This window comes from Methylobacterium mesophilicum (assembly GCF_022179445.1).
GTDB classification, from domain to species: Bacteria; Pseudomonadota; Alphaproteobacteria; order Rhizobiales; family Beijerinckiaceae; genus Methylobacterium; species Methylobacterium mesophilicum.
On record NZ_BPQU01000001.1, the window covers coordinates 89,111 to 105,399 of the forward strand.

General features: G+C 70.9%; 14 protein-coding genes. 9 read left to right on the forward strand and 5 right to left on the reverse strand.

Annotated elements, in window-relative coordinates:
• Positions 1–10 precede the first annotated feature (10 nt).
• Both pyrG and secG read right to left on the reverse strand, forming a co-directional pair.
• Positions 11–1,639, reverse strand: coding sequence for a CTP synthase (gene pyrG / locus MFF40_RS00465; protein ID WP_147854407.1), 1,629 nt, complete (start codon positions 1,637–1,639; stop codon positions 11–13).
• Positions 1,640–1,866: 227 nt separating this feature from the next.
• Positions 1,867–2,271 carry a preprotein translocase subunit SecG gene (secG, locus tag MFF40_RS00470; RefSeq protein WP_147896929.1) on the reverse strand — a complete coding sequence of 135 codons (405 nt, stop codon included), beginning with the start codon at positions 2,269–2,271 and terminating at the stop codon, positions 1,867–1,869.
• A gap of 262 nt (positions 2,272–2,533) precedes the next feature.
• Between secG and MFF40_RS00475 the strand changes: the two genes are divergently transcribed.
• Complete coding sequence (locus MFF40_RS00475) at positions 2,534–2,992, forward strand: nuclear transport factor 2 family protein (RefSeq protein WP_238259351.1); 459 nt, start codon at positions 2,534–2,536, stop codon at positions 2,990–2,992.
• A 19-nt stretch (positions 2,993–3,011) separates the two neighbouring features.
• Here MFF40_RS00475 and ppk2 read toward each other — a convergent pair whose 3' ends face one another.
• Together ppk2 and tpiA are read right to left on the reverse strand one after the other, a co-directional pair.
• Positions 3,012–3,923 carry a polyphosphate kinase 2 gene (ppk2, locus tag MFF40_RS00480; RefSeq protein ID WP_187277719.1) on the reverse strand — a complete coding sequence of 304 codons (912 nt, stop codon included), beginning with the start codon at positions 3,921–3,923 and terminating at the stop codon, positions 3,012–3,014.
• Between the two features lie 103 nt (positions 3,924–4,026).
• Positions 4,027–4,788 carry a triose-phosphate isomerase gene (gene tpiA / locus MFF40_RS00485; RefSeq protein WP_147854921.1) on the reverse strand — a complete coding sequence of 254 codons (762 nt, stop codon included), beginning with the start codon at positions 4,786–4,788 and terminating at the stop codon, positions 4,027–4,029.
• Positions 4,789–4,984: 196 nt separating this feature from the next.
• Here tpiA and MFF40_RS00490 point away from each other — a divergent pair, with 196 nt between their 5' ends.
• From MFF40_RS00490 to MFF40_RS00520, 7 genes are all read left to right on the forward strand, one after another.
• A complete protein-coding gene (locus MFF40_RS00490; RefSeq protein WP_238259353.1) occupies positions 4,985–6,886 on the forward strand; it encodes a peptidyl-prolyl cis-trans isomerase in 1,902 nt (633 codons plus the stop codon).
• Between the two features lie 5 nt (positions 6,887–6,891).
• On the forward strand, positions 6,892–8,412 hold the full coding sequence (gene trpE, locus MFF40_RS00495) for an anthranilate synthase component I (protein WP_147898634.1): 1,521 nt from the start codon (positions 6,892–6,894) through the stop codon (positions 8,410–8,412).
• A 63-nt stretch (positions 8,413–8,475) separates the two neighbouring features.
• Complete coding sequence (locus MFF40_RS00500) at positions 8,476–9,090, forward strand: anthranilate synthase component II (RefSeq protein WP_238259354.1); 615 nt, start codon at positions 8,476–8,478, stop codon at positions 9,088–9,090.
• 35 nt (positions 9,091–9,125) lie between these two features.
• A complete protein-coding gene (gene trpD / locus MFF40_RS00505; protein ID WP_238259355.1) occupies positions 9,126–10,163 on the forward strand; it encodes an anthranilate phosphoribosyltransferase in 1,038 nt (345 codons plus the stop codon).
• Positions 10,160–11,080 (forward strand): indole-3-glycerol phosphate synthase TrpC, encoded by a 921-nt coding sequence (gene trpC / locus MFF40_RS00510; RefSeq protein WP_238259356.1) that lies wholly within the window; start codon positions 10,160–10,162, stop codon positions 11,078–11,080. The genes trpD and trpC overlap by 4 nt, the downstream gene beginning before the upstream one ends.
• 2 nt (positions 11,081–11,082) lie before the next feature.
• Positions 11,083–11,574 (forward strand): cyclic pyranopterin monophosphate synthase MoaC, encoded by a 492-nt coding sequence (gene moaC / locus MFF40_RS00515; RefSeq protein WP_238259357.1) that lies wholly within the window; start codon positions 11,083–11,085, stop codon positions 11,572–11,574.
• Positions 11,571–12,803: a molybdopterin molybdotransferase MoeA gene (locus MFF40_RS00520; protein ID WP_238259358.1), complete on the forward strand. Its 1,233-nt coding sequence runs from the start codon at positions 11,571–11,573 to the stop codon at positions 12,801–12,803. The genes moaC and MFF40_RS00520 overlap by 4 nt, the downstream gene beginning before the upstream one ends.
• Positions 12,804–12,807: 4 nt before the next feature.
• Here the strand turns inward: MFF40_RS00520 and MFF40_RS00525 are convergent, their stop codons facing one another.
• Positions 12,808–14,580, reverse strand: coding sequence for a hypothetical protein (locus MFF40_RS00525; RefSeq protein ID WP_238259359.1), 1,773 nt, complete (start codon positions 14,578–14,580; stop codon positions 12,808–12,810).
• A 163-nt stretch (positions 14,581–14,743) separates the two neighbouring features.
• Between MFF40_RS00525 and MFF40_RS00530 the strand changes: the two genes are divergently transcribed.
• Entirely contained in the window at positions 14,744–16,237 is a 1,494-nt protein-coding gene (locus MFF40_RS00530; protein WP_238259360.1) for an NAD(P)/FAD-dependent oxidoreductase, read from the forward strand.
• The last annotated feature ends 52 nt before the right edge of the window (positions 16,238–16,289 follow it).

Below are 16,289 nucleotides of genomic sequence, written 5' to 3' on the forward strand. Positions count from 1 at the left end.
GCCCCGTCGCTCAGACCAGCCGGCTCTGCTCGATCGCCGCGCCGACGAACCCCTTGAACAGCGGGTGCGGCTCGAACGGGCGCGACTTCAGCTCCGGATGGAACTGCACGCCGATGAACCACGGGTGCCCGACATGCTCGACGGTCTCGGGCAGGAGCCCGTCCGGCGAGAGGCCGGAGAAGCGCAGACCCTTCGCTTCCAGCCGCTCGCGGTAAGCCATGTTGACCTCGTAGCGGTGGCGGTGGCGCTCCGAGATCTGCGTGGACCCATAGATCTGAGCGATCTTCGAATCAGGCTCGAGCTGCGCGTCGTAGGCGCCGAGCCGCATCGTGCCGCCGAGGTCGCCGACCGCGGCGCGGCGCTCCAGCTCGTTGCCGCGCAGCCACTCGGTCAGCAGCCCGACCACCGGCTCGGAGGTCTCGCCGAACTCGGTGGAGTTGGCGTCCGGGACGCCGGCCAGCGAGCGGGCGGCCTCGATCACCGCCATCTGCATGCCGAAGCAGATGCCGAAATACGGGATGCGCTTCTCGCGGGCGTAGCGGGCCGCGCGGATCTTGCCCTCTGCCCCGCGCTGGCCGAAGCCGCCGGGTACCAAGATGCCGTTGAGGCCTTCGAGGAACGGCGCCGGATCCTCGCGCTCGAACACCTCGGCCTCGATCCATTCGAGGTTGACCTTCACCCGGTGGCTGATGCCGCCATGGATCAGCGCCTCGGTGAGCGACTTGTAGGCGTCCTTCAGGCCCGTGTACTTGCCCACGATGGCGATGGAGACCTCGCCCTCGGGGTTGCGCACCCGGTCCGATATGGTGGTCCAGCGCCCGAGATCCGGCTCCTCGCCGTGCTCCAGGCCGAAATGGCCGAGCACCTCCCGGTCGAGCCCGGCCTTCCGGTAGGAGAGCGGCACCTCGTAGATCGAGGCCACGTCGAGGGCCTCGATCACCGCGGTCTCGCGGACGTTGCAGAACAACGCGAGCTTGCGCCGCTCCTCGACCGGGATCGGCCGATCGCAGCGGCAGAGCAGGATGTCGGGCTGAATGCCGATCGAGCGCAGCTCCTTCACGGAGTGCTGGGTCGGCTTGGTCTTCAATTCGCCCGCCGACGGGATGTAGGGCAGCAGCGTCAGGTGGACGTACGCGCAGGTGCCGCGGGGCAGTTCCTGGCCGAGCTGGCGGATCGCCTCGAAGAACGGCAGCCCCTCGATGTCGCCGACCGTGCCGCCGATCTCAACCAGCACGAAGTCGAACGTGTCGTTGCCATCGAGGACGAAATCCTTGATCGCGTTGGTGACGTGCGGAATCACCTGGATCGTGGCGCCGAGATAGTCGCCGCGCCGCTCCTTGGCGATGATGTCCTGGTAGATCCGGCCGGTGGTGATGTTGTCGGCCCGGCTCGCCGGCACGCCGGTGAAGCGCTCGTAATGGCCAAGATCCAGGTCGGTCTCGGCGCCGTCGTCGGTGACGAACACCTCGCCGTGCTGGGTCGGGCTCATCGTGCCCGGATCGACGTTCAGGTAGGGGTCGAGCTTACGCATCCGCACCCGGTAACCCCGGGCCTGGAGTACGGCGGCCAGCGCCGCCGAGGCGAGTCCCTTACCGAGGGAGGAAACCACGCCGCCGGTGATGAAAACGTACCGCGTCATGGGCCTCGGTCCATACAGAAAGCGCTGGCCTTTGCCAAACGGCAAGCCTGCCGGCGATGGAATGGTTGGGGATCAGGCGGGCAACGGGAACGGCCCGCCAGGGCGGACCGGAGCTGAGCCGAATCGTCGGCCCTCGCTCATCCGCCGCCTGACCTCTTGCGGCTCACGGGGCCGGTTGTCACGCGCGTCCAGTGCCGACCCGGTATCCGTTTCGGCCATGCGCCGCGTCAGCGCGACTGCGGCGCCTCGGGTACGGCCGGCTGGGCCGGGGCGGTCGCGGGCGCCCGGTCCTGCTGCTGGCGCAGGGTGTCGAGCAGGTTGTCGGCCCCGGTCGGCTGCTTGGCCGGCTGGCCGGCGGGCGTCGACGCGCCGGTGTCGAGGATCGACTTCGGCGCCGCCGAGCGGTGCGACATCACGGCGAGCAGCATGCTGGTGGTGAAGAACAGGGCGGCCAGGATTGCGGTCGCCCGGGTCAGGGCGTTGGCCTGGCCGCGGCCGGTCATGAAACCGCCGACGCCGCCACCACCGCCGCCCCCGCCGAGCCCGAGGCCGCCCTCGGAGCGCTGAAGCAGCACAACGCCGATCAGCGCCAGGACGATGATGAGGTGGACGACGATCAGGACGGTCTGCATCGGTGTTCCGGAATCTGGTGCGGCTTCGCGCGTCGGTCTCGAGGGGCGGTCCGGCGGCGGGCGCGGGGCGGCCGGTGCCAGACGTCGGACCTGGCGCGCCGGTCGCAAATCTGCCCCGGGCCATACACCACTCGCTGGCCGGCGCCAACTTGACGATCGGCCCCCGGTTGTTCTCGGTCGGCCTCGCGTCCGGCACCGGACCGTGCTCTGTCGGGCGGGAAGGCGGCTCATCGAACGCGCCGCCCCGCCCGGGAGGCCCGCCATGACCATCTCACGCCGTTCGGCGCTCGCCGCCGCGTTCGCCGCGCCGATCCTGATTCATGCGCCGCCGGGACTCGCCGCCGGACCGGAGGCCTCCGCCCAGACCGCCGAGGTCGAGGCGGCGGTGGATGCCTTGACCAAGGCTCTGGTGGCGGCCGACGGCACCGCCCTCGATGCCCTCACCCTCGATGGCTTGAGCTACGGCCATTCGAGCGGCGTTGTGCAGGACAAGGCGGCCTTCGTCGGCGCGCTGACCAGCGGCGCCTTGCGCTTCCCCAGCATCACGCTGTCGGACCGCTCGGCCTCGGTGATCGGGGAGGACGCGATCGTCCGGCACGTCTTCACCGGTGAGACCGTCGCGGGTGGAAAAACTGCGCCGGTCCATATCGGTGTGCTGCAGGTCTGGCGCCGGGACGACGGCCGCTGGCGCCTGATGGCGCGCCAGGCGTTCAAGCTCTGACGCGCGACCAGTTCGCCGCTCAGTAGCGCGACGGGACGAGCATCTCCGGCGGGGTCGGCGTGCGGATGTAATCCGCGTGGCGGACCCGCTCGGGCAGGTGAACCGGCGGATGCTCGACGTCCTGGTAGGGGATCTGTTCGAGCAGGTGGCTGATACAGTTCAGCCGGGCGCGCTTCTTGTCCACAGCCTCGATGACCCACCAGGGCGCCTCTGGGATGTGGGTGCGGGTCAGCATGTCTTCCTTGGCGCGGGTGTAATCCTCCCAACGCCGACGGGATTCGACATCCATCGGCGACAGCTTCCACTGCTTCAACGGGTCGGCGATGCGCATATGGAAGCGCAGGGCTTGCTCCTCGTCGGTGATCGAGAACCAGTATTTCAGCAGCACGATGCCGGAGCGCACCAGCATGCGCTCGAACTCGGGCACCGAGCGGAAGAACTCCTCGACGTCGGCATCGGAGCAGAAGCCCATGACGCGCTCGACGCCGGCCCGATTGTACCAGGAGCGGTCGAACAGCACGATCTCGCCGCCGGCCGGCAGGTGGCTGACGTAGCGCTGGAAATACCATTGCGTGCGCTCGCGCTCGCTCGGCGCCGGCAGCGCCGCGACCCGGCAGACGCGCGGGTTGAGGCGCTGGGTGATCCGCTTGATCACGCCGCCCTTGCCGGCCGAATCGCGCCCCTCGAACAGGACGACGACGCGAAGCTTGCTATGCTGGACCCAGTCCTGCAGGCGGACCAGCTCGTGCTGGAGGCGCAGGAGCTCCCGGAAATAGAAGCGGCGGTCGCTGCCGGAGCCGGTCCCGCCCTCGAGGCTGTCGAGGCGGTCGTCCTCGAATCCGAGTTCCATCTCCTCGTCGTAGCTGTCGAGGATCTCGCGGCGGATCATGTCCACCATCGATGGGTCGGCGCGGTCGTGATCGATGGTCATGGCAGGCTTCGCGGTCGGGTGTCGTCACGCCCCACAAAGCAGGATCGTGTGACAGTCCCGAGACCCTGCCCGAGCCCCCTCCGCCCGAGACTCCGCTCGCGCCTCACGCGTAGGCGGCACAGATCCCCAGGAAGTCCTCGGCCACGAGGCTCGCGCCGCCCACCAGGGCGCCGTCGACGTTCTCCACCGCCATCAGCTCGCGGGCGTTGCTGGGCTTCACGGAGCCGCCGTAGAGGATGCGGATCCGGTGCGCCTCGTCGCCGACGAGCTTGTCCAGCATCTCCCGCAGGGACGCGTGGACCTCGGCGATGTCGCGAGGCGTCGGGGTCCGGCCGGAGCCGATCGCCCAGACCGGCTCGTAGGCGATCACCGTGTCGGCCGCGGTGGCGCCCTTGGGCAAGCCGATGGCCAGCTGCGCGCGCACGATGTCGAGGGCGCGCCCCTGCTCGCGCTCCTCGATGGTCTCGCCGACGCAGATGATTCCGCTCAGGCCGGCGCGGCGGGCGCCGAGCGCCTTGGCGTGGACGCCGTCATCCGTCTCGTGATGGTAGGCCCGGCGCTCGGAATGGCCGACGATCACGTATTTCGCGCCGAGGTCGGCCAGCATCTCCGCCGAGATCGATCCCGTGAAGGCGCCGCTCGGCCGGGCGTGCAGGTTCTGGCCGCCGATGACGATCGGCGAGCCGGCGGCCGCGGCCACGCAGGAGCCGATCAGCGTCGCGGGCGGGCAGATCAGCACCTCGACGCGGGATGCCAGGTCCGGCGTGAGACCGTCCCGGATCGCCTCGACCACTTTGATCGAAGCCCGGGTCCCGTTCATCTTCCAGTTGCCGGCGACCAGCGGTTTCCGCCCCGTCTGCGACATCCCTAGCCCTCGCCTCGTCCCCGCGCCGCCACGGTATTCCGGGGTCGGCGGGGCCTACCAGAGCGAGCTTGGGCGCGCAAACCGTCCGAATGGGTGAGCCTTTGCCTGTGGGCGCGAATGGTCTATCGCGGTCGGCTTTCAGGGATGGCACCGGCCCGGCGACGGGTCGACGGCCGAAGGTATCCGATCACAGATCATGCTTCAGGGCATCCGCAACGCCAGCCAGCATTGGCTCGGCAAGATCGTCTTGACGATCATCTTCACCCTGCTGATCGCGGGCGTCGGGATCTTCGGCGTGGAGGAATTCTTCCGCGGCGGCTCCAGCAGCAACGTCGCGACGGTGGGCAGCACGCCGATCAACGCTGAGCAGGTGCGCCAGGCCTACCAGAACCAGCTGCAGCGCTATCAGACGCAGCTGAAGCGCGCGCTCACGCCCGACCAAGCTCGCATGCTCGGTCTCGACCGGACGGTGATGTCGCAGCTGATCACCGAGGCGGCCCTCGACCAGAAGACGCACGATCTCGGCCTCGGCGTGCCGGACGCCTCGGTGATCCGGGCGATCCACGACGAGAAGAGCTTCCAGAACGCGCAAGGGCAGTTCGATCCGCAGCTGTTCTACCAGACCCTCCAACGGGCGGGCCTGAACGAGGGCCTGTTCGTACGCGAGCAGCGCTCCGTGATCGCGCGGCTGCAGCTCGCCGAGGCCGTGTCGTCCGACCTGCACGTGCCGGCGGCGATGCGCGAGGCGGTCCATCGCTACACCACGGAGCGTCGCGCGGCGGCCTACCTGATGCTGACCCCGTCCGTGGCCGGAGAGATCCCGGCCCCGACCGAGGACGCATTGAAGGCCTGGTATGAGGCCAACAAGTCCGGCTTCCGGGCGCCGGAATTCCGGACCGCGACCCTGCTGGTGGTCGATCCCGAGGCGATGGCCAAGCCCGACGCGATCACCGATGCGGACGCCAAGGCCGCCTACGAGCTGAACAAGGGCCGCTACGGCAGCCCGGAGAAGCGCACCATCCAGCAGGTCGTGTTCCCGGATGCCACCGCGGCGGAGACCGCCCGCAAGGCGATCGAGGACGGCGCGAAGACTTTTGAGGCCGTCGCCGAAGAGCGCAGCACCGGCGGCACCGACTTGACGCTCGGCACGCTGACCAAGGCCGAATTGTTCGACAAGGTGGTGGCGGATGCCGCCTTCGCGCTGCCCGAGGGCGGCGTGAGCCAGCCGGTCCAGGGCCGCTTCGGCACCGTGCTGCTGCGGGTGACCAAGATCGAGCCCGGCACGGTCAAGCCGTTCGCCGAGGTCGAGGGCGAGATCCGCAAGGGCCTGGCGCTCAGCCGTGCCCGGGACGCCATGGAGACGACCCGGGACGCCATCGAGGACCAGCGCGCCAGCGCCAAGCCGCTCGCCGACATCGCCGCCGAGCGCGGGCTGAAGCTCGTGACCGTCAAGGCGGTGGATCCCCAGGGCAAGGGCCCGGACGGCCAGCGCGTCGCCGACATCCCCGATCCGGACACCACCCTGCCGGCCCTGTTCCGGGCCGAGATCGGCGGCGACAACGAGCCGCTGCGCACCAAGTCCGGCGGCTACGTCTGGTACGACGTGACCGGAATCGACGCCGCGCACGGCAAGCCGCTGGACGAGGTCCGGGACGGCGTGAAGGCCGGGTGGACCACCGCCGAGATCGCCAAGCGGCTCCAGGCCAAGGGCCGAGAGCTGGCGGAGAAGCTCAACGGCGGCGCGACCATCGAGGCGGTCGCCCAGGAGGTCGGCGTCAACACGCAGGAGGCGCAGGACCTCGCCCGCAACCAGGCCAAGGACATGCTCACCGCCGACGACGTGAACCTGATCTTCGCGACGCCGGTCGGCAAGGCCGGCACCGCGGCCGCGGGCGATGCGCGCGCGGTGTTCAAGGTCACGGCGGCGACGATGCCAGCCTTCGTGGCCGACACCCAGGGCGACAAGGCCATCACCAAGAACTTCCAGGCGGCGCTGGCCGACGACGTGCTGTCCCAGTACATCTCCGAGGTCCAGAAGAACGCGGGCGTGAAGATCGATCAGGCGGCTCTGCGCCGGGCCATCGGCGGAGAGTATTGAGGGCCATGGCCGAGGCGCCTGACTACGCGGCCTTCGCCGGACGCTACGAGGCCGGGCAGCCGAGCCTCGTCGAACTCAGCCTGGTCGCCGACCTCGAGACGCCGGTGGCGGCGTTCCTCAAGCTGCGCGCCCGGCATGCCGGGCCGGCGTTCCTGCTCGAATCGGTGGAGGGCGGCGCGGTGCGCGGCCGCTACTCGATGATCGGTCTCGATCCGGACCTGATCTGGCGCTGCCGCGACGGCGCCCCCGCCATCGCCCGCGGGGCCGATCTCGACGCCTTCGAGCCGGACGACCGGGCGCCGCTCGCCAGCCTGCGGGCACTGATCGCCGAGAGCGCGATCGGCGAATCCGGCGGGCAGGACCTGCCTCCCATGGCCGCCGGCCTGTTCGGCTATCTCGGCTACGACATGGTCCGCGCCATGGAGCGGCTGCCCGAGCCGAACCCGGATCCCCTGGGCGTGCCGGACGCGATCCTGATGCGCCCGCGCGTCATGGTCGTGTTCGATTCGATCCGCGACCAGATCACCGTGATCTCGCCGGTGCGGCCTTCGCCCGGCGTCACCGCCCGCGCCGCCTACGAGGCCGCGCTCGCGCGCCTCGACCGGGTGGCGGACGCCCTCGAAGGACCGCTGCCGGTGGACGCGCGGGTGGACCTGTCCACGGTGGCGCATCCTGAGCCGGTCTCGAACACCTCGCCCGAGGCCTTCGCCGGCATGGTCGCGAAGGCCAAGGAATACATCGTCGCCGGCGACGTGTTCCAGGTGGTGCTGTCCCAGCGCTTCTCGGCGCCGTTCACGCTGCCCGCCTACAGCCTGTACCGGTCGCTGCGGCGGACCAACCCCGCCCCGTTCCTCTGCTACCTCGACTTCGAGGCTTTCCAGATCGTCTGCTCGTCGCCCGAGATCCTGGTGCGCGTGCGCGACGGGATCGTCACGGTGCGTCCCATCGCCGGCACGCGCCGTCGCGGCGCGACCCCGGCCGAGGACGCGGCGCTCGCCGCCGAATTGCTGGCCGACCCCAAGGAATGCGCCGAGCACCTGATGCTGCTCGATCTCGGTCGCAACGATGCCGGCCGGGTCTCGAAGATCGGCACCGTGCGGGTCACCGATTCGTTCTTCATCGAGCGCTACAGCCAGGTCATGCACATCGTGTCGAACGTCGAGGGCGACCTCGATCCGCGCCACGATCCGCTCGATGCCCTTGCGGCGGGCTTCCCGGCCGGCACGGTCTCGGGCGCCCCGAAGGTGCGGGCCATGGAGATCATCGACGAGCTGGAGCGCGAGAAGCGCGGGCCCTACGCCGGCTGCATCGGCTATTTCGGCGCCCGCGGCGAGATGGACACCTGCATCGTCCTGCGTACGGCGATCGTGAAGGACGGGCGCATGCACGTCCAGGCCGGCGCCGGCATCGTCTACGATTCCGATCCGGCCTCCGAGCAGCAGGAATGCGTCAACAAGGCCAAGGCGCTGTTCCGGGCCGCCGAGGAGGCGGTGCGGTTCGCGGCGCAGGCCAAGCGGGGACAGTAGCCACCGGTTGACCGGAGGGTTGCGAGTCGTCACATCGCGGTCATGCCCGAGCGTGCCTCCGCGATGTCCAACGTTCTCGTCATCGACAACTACGATTCCTTCACCTGGAATCTCGTCCACCTGATCGGCCCGCTCTGCGGCGCCGTCGAGGTCGCCCGCAACGATGCGCTGAGCGTCGCCGACATCCGGGCCAAGGCGCCGGACGCGATCGTGCTCTCGCCGGGTCCGTGCACGCCCAACGAAGCCGGCATCTGCCTCGATGTCGTGCGCGAGCTGTCCGAAGACATCCCGATCTTCGGCGTCTGCCTCGGGCTCCAGGCGATCGGCCAGGCGTTCGGCGGCGACGTGATCCGCGCGCCGCTGCCGCTGCACGGCAAGGTCTCGACCATCCGGCATGGCGCCAGCGGCCTGTTCCGGGGCCTGAACGACAGCTTCGAGGCGACCCGCTACCACTCCCTGATCGTCGACCGGGCCAGCTGCCCGGACACGTTGCGGGTCACGGCCGAGGCCGACGGCCTGATCATGGGGCTGGAGCACGCCGAGCGGCCGCTCCACGGGGTGCAGTTCCACCCCGAAAGCATCCGGTCGCAGCACGGCACGGAGATCGTGAAGAACTTCCTGGATCTGGCCGCCGCCTGGAACGCGGCGCGTGACAGGACCCGCGCCGACGTGCATTGACGCCGGACGGCCGGGGCGGCCTTCCGACAGAGCGCATGGACAGCTTCAGACCCCATCTCGCCAAGGTCGCCGGGGGCCTGGCTCTCGACCGCGCCGAGGCACGCGCGGCCTTCGACGACCTGTTGTCGGGCGAGGTCACCCCCGTCCAGGCCGGCGCCTTCCTGGCCGCCCTGAAGGTGCGCGGCGAGACCGTCGAGGAGATCGTCGGCGCCGCCGAGGCGATGCGCGCCCGCATGACCCGGATCGATGCGCCCGCAGGCGCCGTCGACGTGGTCGGCACCGGCGGCGATCATTCCGGCAGCGTGAACGTCTCGACGCTCGCCGCCATCCTGGTCGCCGCCTGCGGCGTGCCGGTGGCCAAGCACGGGAACCGCGCCGCGACCTCGCGCTCGGGGGCCGCCGACGTGCTGGCGGCTTTGGGCGTCAAGCTCGGGCTCGATGCCGAAGGGCAGGCCCGGTGCCTCGCCGAGGCCAACCTGTGCTTCCTGTTCGCCCAGGCCCATCACGGCGCCATGCGCCACGTCGCAGCGGTACGCTCCGAACTGCCGGTGCGGACGATTTTCAATCTGCTGGGCCCGCTCTGCAATCCGGCCGGCGTCGCCTACCAGCTGTTCGGCGTCGCCCAGGAGGCGCTGGCCGAACCGCTGACGAAGGTGCTCGCCGAACTCGGCAGCCGCCGGGTCTGGACCGTCCACGGCTCCGACGGCCTGGACGAGATCACCGTCACCGGGCCGACCCGCGTGGTCGCCCTGGACGACGGCCGTCTGTCCCGGTTCACCATCGATCCGCGGGAATTCGGCCTCACGCTGCGGGCGCCGGAAGAGCTGCGCGGCGGCGATCCTGCCGACAACGCCCGGGCCCTCGAAGCCGTCCTGGCCGGCGCACGCAACGCCTACCGGGACATCGCCGTTCTCAATGCAGGCGCGGCCCTCGTCGTCGCGGGGGCGGTTCCGACCCTGGCGGACGGGCTCGCGCGGACGCAGGATGCCGTCGATTCCGGGGCGGCGCGGGACACCCTCGCCCGCCTGGTCCGGGCCTCGAACGATCGCTCGAACGGGGAGGAGCGCCGATGAGCACGCTCACGCAGGGATCGGTGACCCATGAGGGTTCTGCCGAGGCGCCGAACGAGCGGCCCAACGTGCTGGCCCGGATCGAGGCCTACAAGCGCCGCGAGATCGCCGAGGCGAAGCTGCGGGTGCCGCTGGCCAAGCTCGAGCGGCGGGCGGCCCAGGCCGAGCCTGTGCGCGGCTTCGCGGCGGCGATCCGGACCCATCTCGATGCCGGGCGCCCGGCCCTGATCGCGGAGGTGAAGAAGGCCTCGCCGTCGAAGGGCCTGATCCGCGAGGATTTCGCGCCGGCGATGCTGGCGGCGGCCTACGAGGCCGGCGGTGCCACCTGCCTGTCGGTGCTCACCGACGAGCCGTCGTTCCAGGGGCGTCCGGAATACCTCACCGAGGCGCGGGCGGCCTGCGGGCTCCCGGTCCTGCGCAAGGACTTTTTGTTCGAGCCCTACCAGGTCTACGAGGCCCGGGCCTGGGGTGCCGATTGCATCCTCGCCATCATGGCCTGCCTGGACGACGACGAGGCGCAGGCCCTGGTCGCCACCGCGCACGAGCTCGGCATGGACGTGCTGGTCGAGGTCCACGACGAGGCCGAGTTGAACCGCGCGGTGCCGCTCGGCACGGCCCTGATCGGGATCAACAACCGCAACCTCAAGACCTTCGAGGTCTCGTTCGAGACCGCGATCCGCCTCGCCCCGGGCATCCCGGCGGACCGGATCGCCGTGGCCGAGAGCGGCATCGGCGGCCATGCCGACGTGAAGCGGCTTAGGGAGCACGGTCTGGGCGTGGTGCTGGTCGGCGAGAGCCTGATGCGCCAGGCGGACGTCACGCGGGCGACCCGGGAACTGCTGTTCGGCGAGGGCGACGGGCCGGAGCCGGACGCCAGGGCCGGCAAGGCCAAGAAGCAAGACGACAAGAAGAAGGGGTGAGCATGGAACCGGGTTCGACGCTCACCCATCTCGACACCAGCGGCGCGGCCAACATGGTCGATGTCACCGACAAGCCCGCCACAGACCGCACCGCCCGGGCCGAGGGCAGCGTGGTGATGCGGCCCGAGACCCTGGCGCTGATCCGCGAGGGCGACGCCAAGAAGGGCGACGTGGTCGGCACCGCGCGGCTCGCCGGGATCATGGCCGCGAAGCGGACCCACGAGCTGATCCCGCTCTGCCATCCGCTGCTGCTGTCGAAGGTGCGGGTGGAGTGCGAGCTGGACGACGCGCTGCCGGGCCTGCGCATCGCCGCCGAGGTCCGGGTCGAGGGTCCGACCGGGGTCGAGATGGAGGCGCTGACCGCGGTCTCCGTGGCCTGCCTGACGGTTTACGACATGGTGAAGGCGGTGGATCGCGGCATGCGGATCGAGGGCATCCGCCTCATCGCCAAGGATGGCGGCCGCTCCGGTGCCTACCGGGCGCCCGACGCATGAGCACCGGGCTGATCCCGGTCGCCGAGGCGCTGGGACGGGTGCTCGCGAGCATCCCCGCGCCGGTCGAGGCGGAGACGGTTCCGTTGGCCCGGGCCGCGGGGCGAACGCTGGCGGCCGATGTCGCCGCCTCCCGGACGCAGCCGCCGTTCCCCGCCTCCGCCATGGACGGCTACGCGGTCCGCTTCGCCGATGCGTCCGTGGTGGGCGCCAGCCTGAGATCGATCGGGACCAGCGCGGCCGGCCACGGCTTCCCGGGACGCATCGGCCCCGGCGAGGCGGTGCGGATCTTCACCGGCGCCCCCGTGCCGGAGGGTGCCGACGCGATCCTGATCCAGGAGGACGCGGAAGCCGAGGGCGAATCCGTCCGGGTGATGGAGGCGGTCGAACAGAGCCGCTTCATCCGCAGGGCCGGCCTCGATTTCACCGCCGGCGAGACGCTGCTGGTCGCCGGCATGACTCTCGATGCCCGGCGCCTGGCGCTGGCCGCGGCGGCCGGCCATCCCGAACTCTCGGTCCGGCGCCGGCCGCGCGTGGCGATCCTCGCCACCGGCGACGAACTTGTGGAGCCCGGCGCCGTGCCGGCCTGGGACCAGATCGTCGCCTCGAACAGCCTCGCGCTTGCCGCCCTCTCCGCCGAGGCCGGCGCCGAGATCATCGACCTCGGCATCGCCGCCGACGACCACGGCGCCCTCGAGGACGCGTTCCGCCGCGCCCGCGAGGCCCGGGCAGACCTGCTGATCACGCTCGGCGGCGCATCCGTCGGCGACCACGACCTCGTCCAGGCCGCGCTCGCCCGGGAGGGGCTGGAACTCGGCTTCTGGCGGGTGGCGCTCCGGCCCGGGAAGCCGCTGATGCACGGGCGGCTGGGCGACATGCTGGTGATCGGCCTGCCCGGGAATCCGGTCTCGTCGATCGTCTGCGGGCTGCTGTTCGTGGTGCCGGCGATCCGGGCGCTGCAGGGCGACCCGCAGGCGGGCGCCGACCGGAGCGAGCCGGCCACGCTCGCCCGCGACCTGCCGCCCAACGATGGCCGCGCCGACTACATGCGCGCCACCCTCTCGCTCGAACCCGGCCGTCTGCCGGTGGCGGATCCAGAGAAGCGCCAGGATTCCTCCATGCTGGCCGTGCTCGGACGCGCCGAGGCGCTGCTGATCCGCGCGCCGCACGAGAAGGCCGCGAAGGCCGGCGATGCCTGCCGGATCATCCGTCTCGATCGCCGGCTGCTATGACAGCCTAACGAACAACTCGCCAAACCTTCAGCGGGCCCGGCAGCGCGACGGACTCCAGCCGGTCGGACTGAACCTCCCCGCGGGCGAGCCGGGTCGCGAAGGCCGGCTCGGCCTGAAGGTCGTCGGCCGGCCGGGCCGGGCAGGCCACCACGTAGCGGACCCGGAAGGCGTCGAGCACGCGGCCGAGATCCGCCTCGGTGCCGCCAAGTCCCTCGATCGCTGCGGTCAGGCCCGGAATCGCCCGGTGATAGGGCGCGGCCACGATGGTGTGCGGCGTGCGCAGCAGGATCGACGGTCCCAGCGCGATCGGCGCCAGCACCGTCCCGGCGGGGAGCGCCGCCAGGGGCCGGACGGCGGCGTCGCCCTGGCACGCGAAGGCGGCGGCCGGATTGGACCCGGTCCGGGCTTCGCCGCCGAGCCAGCCGGCCAGCGCCGTGGGCGCCAACCAGAGGGTGCTGATGAGGCCGCCGCCGAGCGCGGCGGCCGCCCAGCGGCGGGGGGCGGCCCGGGCGGCCAGCGTCAGCGCCCGGTCGATCACCGGCCCCGCCACCAGCGGCACGAAGGCGGAGGCGATGTAGAGCCCGCGGAACTGAAACATCCCGAGGATCAGCCCGGGCCAGAGGAACAGCGCGGCGACCGACCAGGCCCGCCGCTGCGGACCGCGCCACGCCATCCCGCTCGCGGCCAGGGTCGCGAGGAGGACGACCGGGTAGAAGACGAGCATCTCCCAGCGCCCCTGGGCCACGGATTTCCGCACCGACGCCATCTCGTTGACCGTGAGCAGCCAATGGTCCCGGACCAGGGGCGTCATCCCGGGGAACGGCCCGTCGAGGCAGACCGGAAAGGCGCGGGCGAACCCTCCCAGCAGGACGACGCCGCAGGCGATGGCCAGGGTGAGGCGCGTGCGGCCCGTGGCGCGGGACCGGTCCAGGACGACGGCTGCGGCGCCGAAGACGAGCCCACCGGTCGCCAGCCACAGCCAGGGCGGGGAGAGGGCGTCGCAGCGCGTGGCGGTCCAGAGGCCGGGGGCGGTCTGCGCGGCGAACAGGAGCGGCGCTGCCAGGCCGAGGCCGAGCCCGAAGCCTGCGAGGCAGGGGAGGGCGCCGCCGCCGCGCCGGCACCAGTCGCCGGCAAGGTAGAGCGCGCCGAGGGCGAGATAGGGCAGGCCTTCGAGGCCCACCGCCAGCGACAGGGCCGCCAGCCCGCCGCCGACGACCCCGGCGCGGAAGCCGCCGCGGATCACGCAGAACGCGAGGCCCAGGATCGCCAGGATCTGGACGTTGTGGTGATCGACCCGGCCCGCCTGGAACTGGATCGCGATCCCGAAGGTCTGGGTCGCCGCGAGCACCGCCAGGATCGCCGCCCGGCCCCCGAAATGCGCGTTCACGCCCCGGTACAGCAGGGTGCAGAACAGCCCGAACAGCAGCATCGGCCAGATCGCCGCCGCCAGACCTGTGGCGAGGTCGGGCCCGGCCAGGGGCGTCAACGCCCAGATCAGGCCCGCGATCGGCGCGTCCACGAGGCGTGACCAGTGGCTCGCCACGCCGTCCGGCCCCAGGAAGCGGTACTGGGTGTTGTCGTACCAGCCCTGGCCGGCCAGCAGGTCGCGCACTTCGACAAGCCGCATCGCGTCGTCGGTGTCGGGCACACGCAGGTGCCGGATCGTGTCCCACACGTCCTGCGGCGCGTTCAGCGTCGCGAGCGACAGGACGACGAGCAGCCACAGGAACGTACGCGGATCGATCCGTGCCGGCGAAGCGGCGGCCGCGGGCGGCATCGGTTCAGGTTTCCGAATGCGCCGAAAGCGAGCGCGGGAGCCATGGTGCGCGTCCGGGCTTAATGGCCGGTCAATCGACCGTGAGGCGGTTCCTTAACCATCCCTCCGCAATCTCCGCGCGAGCCGGTCCGCGATCCGGCCGGGACGGCAGCCGGAGCAGGGGATGAGCCACCACACCGAGACGCTGGTGATCGGCGCGGGGCCGGCGGGTCTCACGGCCGCTTACCTGCTGTCGAAGCAGGGGCGGTCGGTCACCGTGCTGGAGCGGGATCCGGCGCAGGTCGGCGGCATCTCCCGCACGGTCTCGCACAACGGCTACCTGTTCGATATCGGCGGACACCGGTTCTTCTCGAAGTCCAAGGCGGTGGTCGATCTCTGGGACGAGATCCTGCCCAACGACTTCATCGAGCGGCCACGCCTGTCCAGGATCTACTATCGCGGGCGGTACTACGCCTATCCGCTCAGGGCGTTCGAGGCACTGCGCAACCTCGGCCTGTTCACGAGCGCGGCCTGCGTGGCCTCCTACCTGTACGCCCGCATGCGGCCGGTGCGCGACCCGAAGAACTTCCACGCCTGGGTGCGCAACCAGTTCGGCGAACGCCTGTTCGCGATCTTCTTCAAGACCTACACCGAAAAGGTGTGGGGCATGTCCTGCGACGCGATCTCGGCCGATTGGGCGGCCCAACGGATCAAGGGCCTCGACCTCGGCGCGGCGATCCGCGACGGCATCAAGCGCTCGCTCGGCCTGCGCAAGGCGCCCAAGGCCGGCGGCCAGGTGATCAAGACGCTGATCGAGTCGTTCCGCTATCCCCGCCGCGGCCCCGGCATGATGTGGGAGGCCGCCGCCGCCAAGGTCCAGGCCCAGGGCGGGCGCGTGCTCCTCGACCGCGGCGTCGATTCGTTGTCCTACGATGCCGGCACCGGCATCTGGACGGTGGCGGCCCGCAGCGCCGACGGCAGCCGCGAGACCTTCACGGCCCGGAACGTGATCTCGTCGGCGCCGGTGCGCGAACTGGTGGACGCGATCCGCCCGCGCCCGCTCAGCACCTTCAACGCGAGGTCCCTCAAGTACCGCGACTTCCTCACGGTCGCCCTGATCGCGAAATCCCAAAAGAACTTCCCGGACAACTGGATCTACATCCACGATCCGTCCGTGCAGGTCGGCCGGGTCCAGAACTTCCGTTCGTGGTCGCCCGAGATGGTGCCGGACGACGACCATACGTGTCTCGGCCTCGAGTATTTCTGCTTCGAGGGCGACGGGCTCTGGACCGCCTCGGACGAGGAATTGGTGGCGCTCGCCAAGCGCGAGATCGGCCAGATCGGCCTGATCGACCCGGCCGACGTGGTCGATGCCTGCGTGGTCCGCCAGCCCAAGGCCTATCCGGTCTACGACGCGGATTATGCCGGCCACGTCGTCACCGTGCGGCGCGAGCTGGAGCGGGACTTCCCGAGCCTGCACCTCGTCGGCCGCAACGGCATGCACAAGTACAACAACCAGGACCACGCGATGATGACCGCGATGCTGACCGTGGAGAACATTCTCTGCGGCCGGCGCCGGCACGATGTCTGGCAGGTCAACGAGGACGCCGAATACACCGAATCCGGCGTGCAGGCGGCGTTGAGCAGCGAGCGTCTCGTCCCCCGCAAGGTCGCCTGACACGCGACAGCTGCGGGCGCGCGTCACCGGCGCAACTTGCCCGCCCGCTTGC

Coding starts and splice junctions, on each gene's coding strand:
- pyrG (WP_147854407.1), bottom strand. CDS start 1,639: ATGACGCGGTACGTTTTCATCACCGGCGGCGTGGTTTCCTCCCTCGGT.
- secG (WP_147896929.1), bottom strand. CDS start 2,271: ATGCAGACCGTCCTGATCGTCGTCCACCTCATCATCGTCCTGGCGCTG.
- MFF40_RS00475 (WP_238259351.1), top strand. CDS start 2,534: ATGACCATCTCACGCCGTTCGGCGCTCGCCGCCGCGTTCGCCGCGCCG.
- ppk2 (WP_187277719.1), bottom strand. CDS start 3,923: ATGACCATCGATCACGACCGCGCCGACCCATCGATGGTGGACATGATC.
- tpiA (WP_147854921.1), bottom strand. CDS start 4,788: ATGTCGCAGACGGGGCGGAAACCGCTGGTCGCCGGCAACTGGAAGATG.
- MFF40_RS00490 (WP_238259353.1), top strand. CDS start 4,985: ATGCTTCAGGGCATCCGCAACGCCAGCCAGCATTGGCTCGGCAAGATC.
- trpE (WP_147898634.1), top strand. CDS start 6,892: ATGGCCGAGGCGCCTGACTACGCGGCCTTCGCCGGACGCTACGAGGCC.
- MFF40_RS00500 (WP_238259354.1), top strand. CDS start 8,476: ATGTCCAACGTTCTCGTCATCGACAACTACGATTCCTTCACCTGGAAT.
- trpD (WP_238259355.1), top strand. CDS start 9,126: ATGGACAGCTTCAGACCCCATCTCGCCAAGGTCGCCGGGGGCCTGGCT.
- trpC (WP_238259356.1), top strand. CDS start 10,160: ATGAGCACGCTCACGCAGGGATCGGTGACCCATGAGGGTTCTGCCGAG.
- moaC (WP_238259357.1), top strand. CDS start 11,083: ATGGAACCGGGTTCGACGCTCACCCATCTCGACACCAGCGGCGCGGCC.
- MFF40_RS00520 (WP_238259358.1), top strand. CDS start 11,571: ATGAGCACCGGGCTGATCCCGGTCGCCGAGGCGCTGGGACGGGTGCTC.
- MFF40_RS00525 (WP_238259359.1), bottom strand. CDS start 14,580: ATGCCGCCCGCGGCCGCCGCTTCGCCGGCACGGATCGATCCGCGTACG.
- MFF40_RS00530 (WP_238259360.1), top strand. CDS start 14,744: ATGAGCCACCACACCGAGACGCTGGTGATCGGCGCGGGGCCGGCGGGT.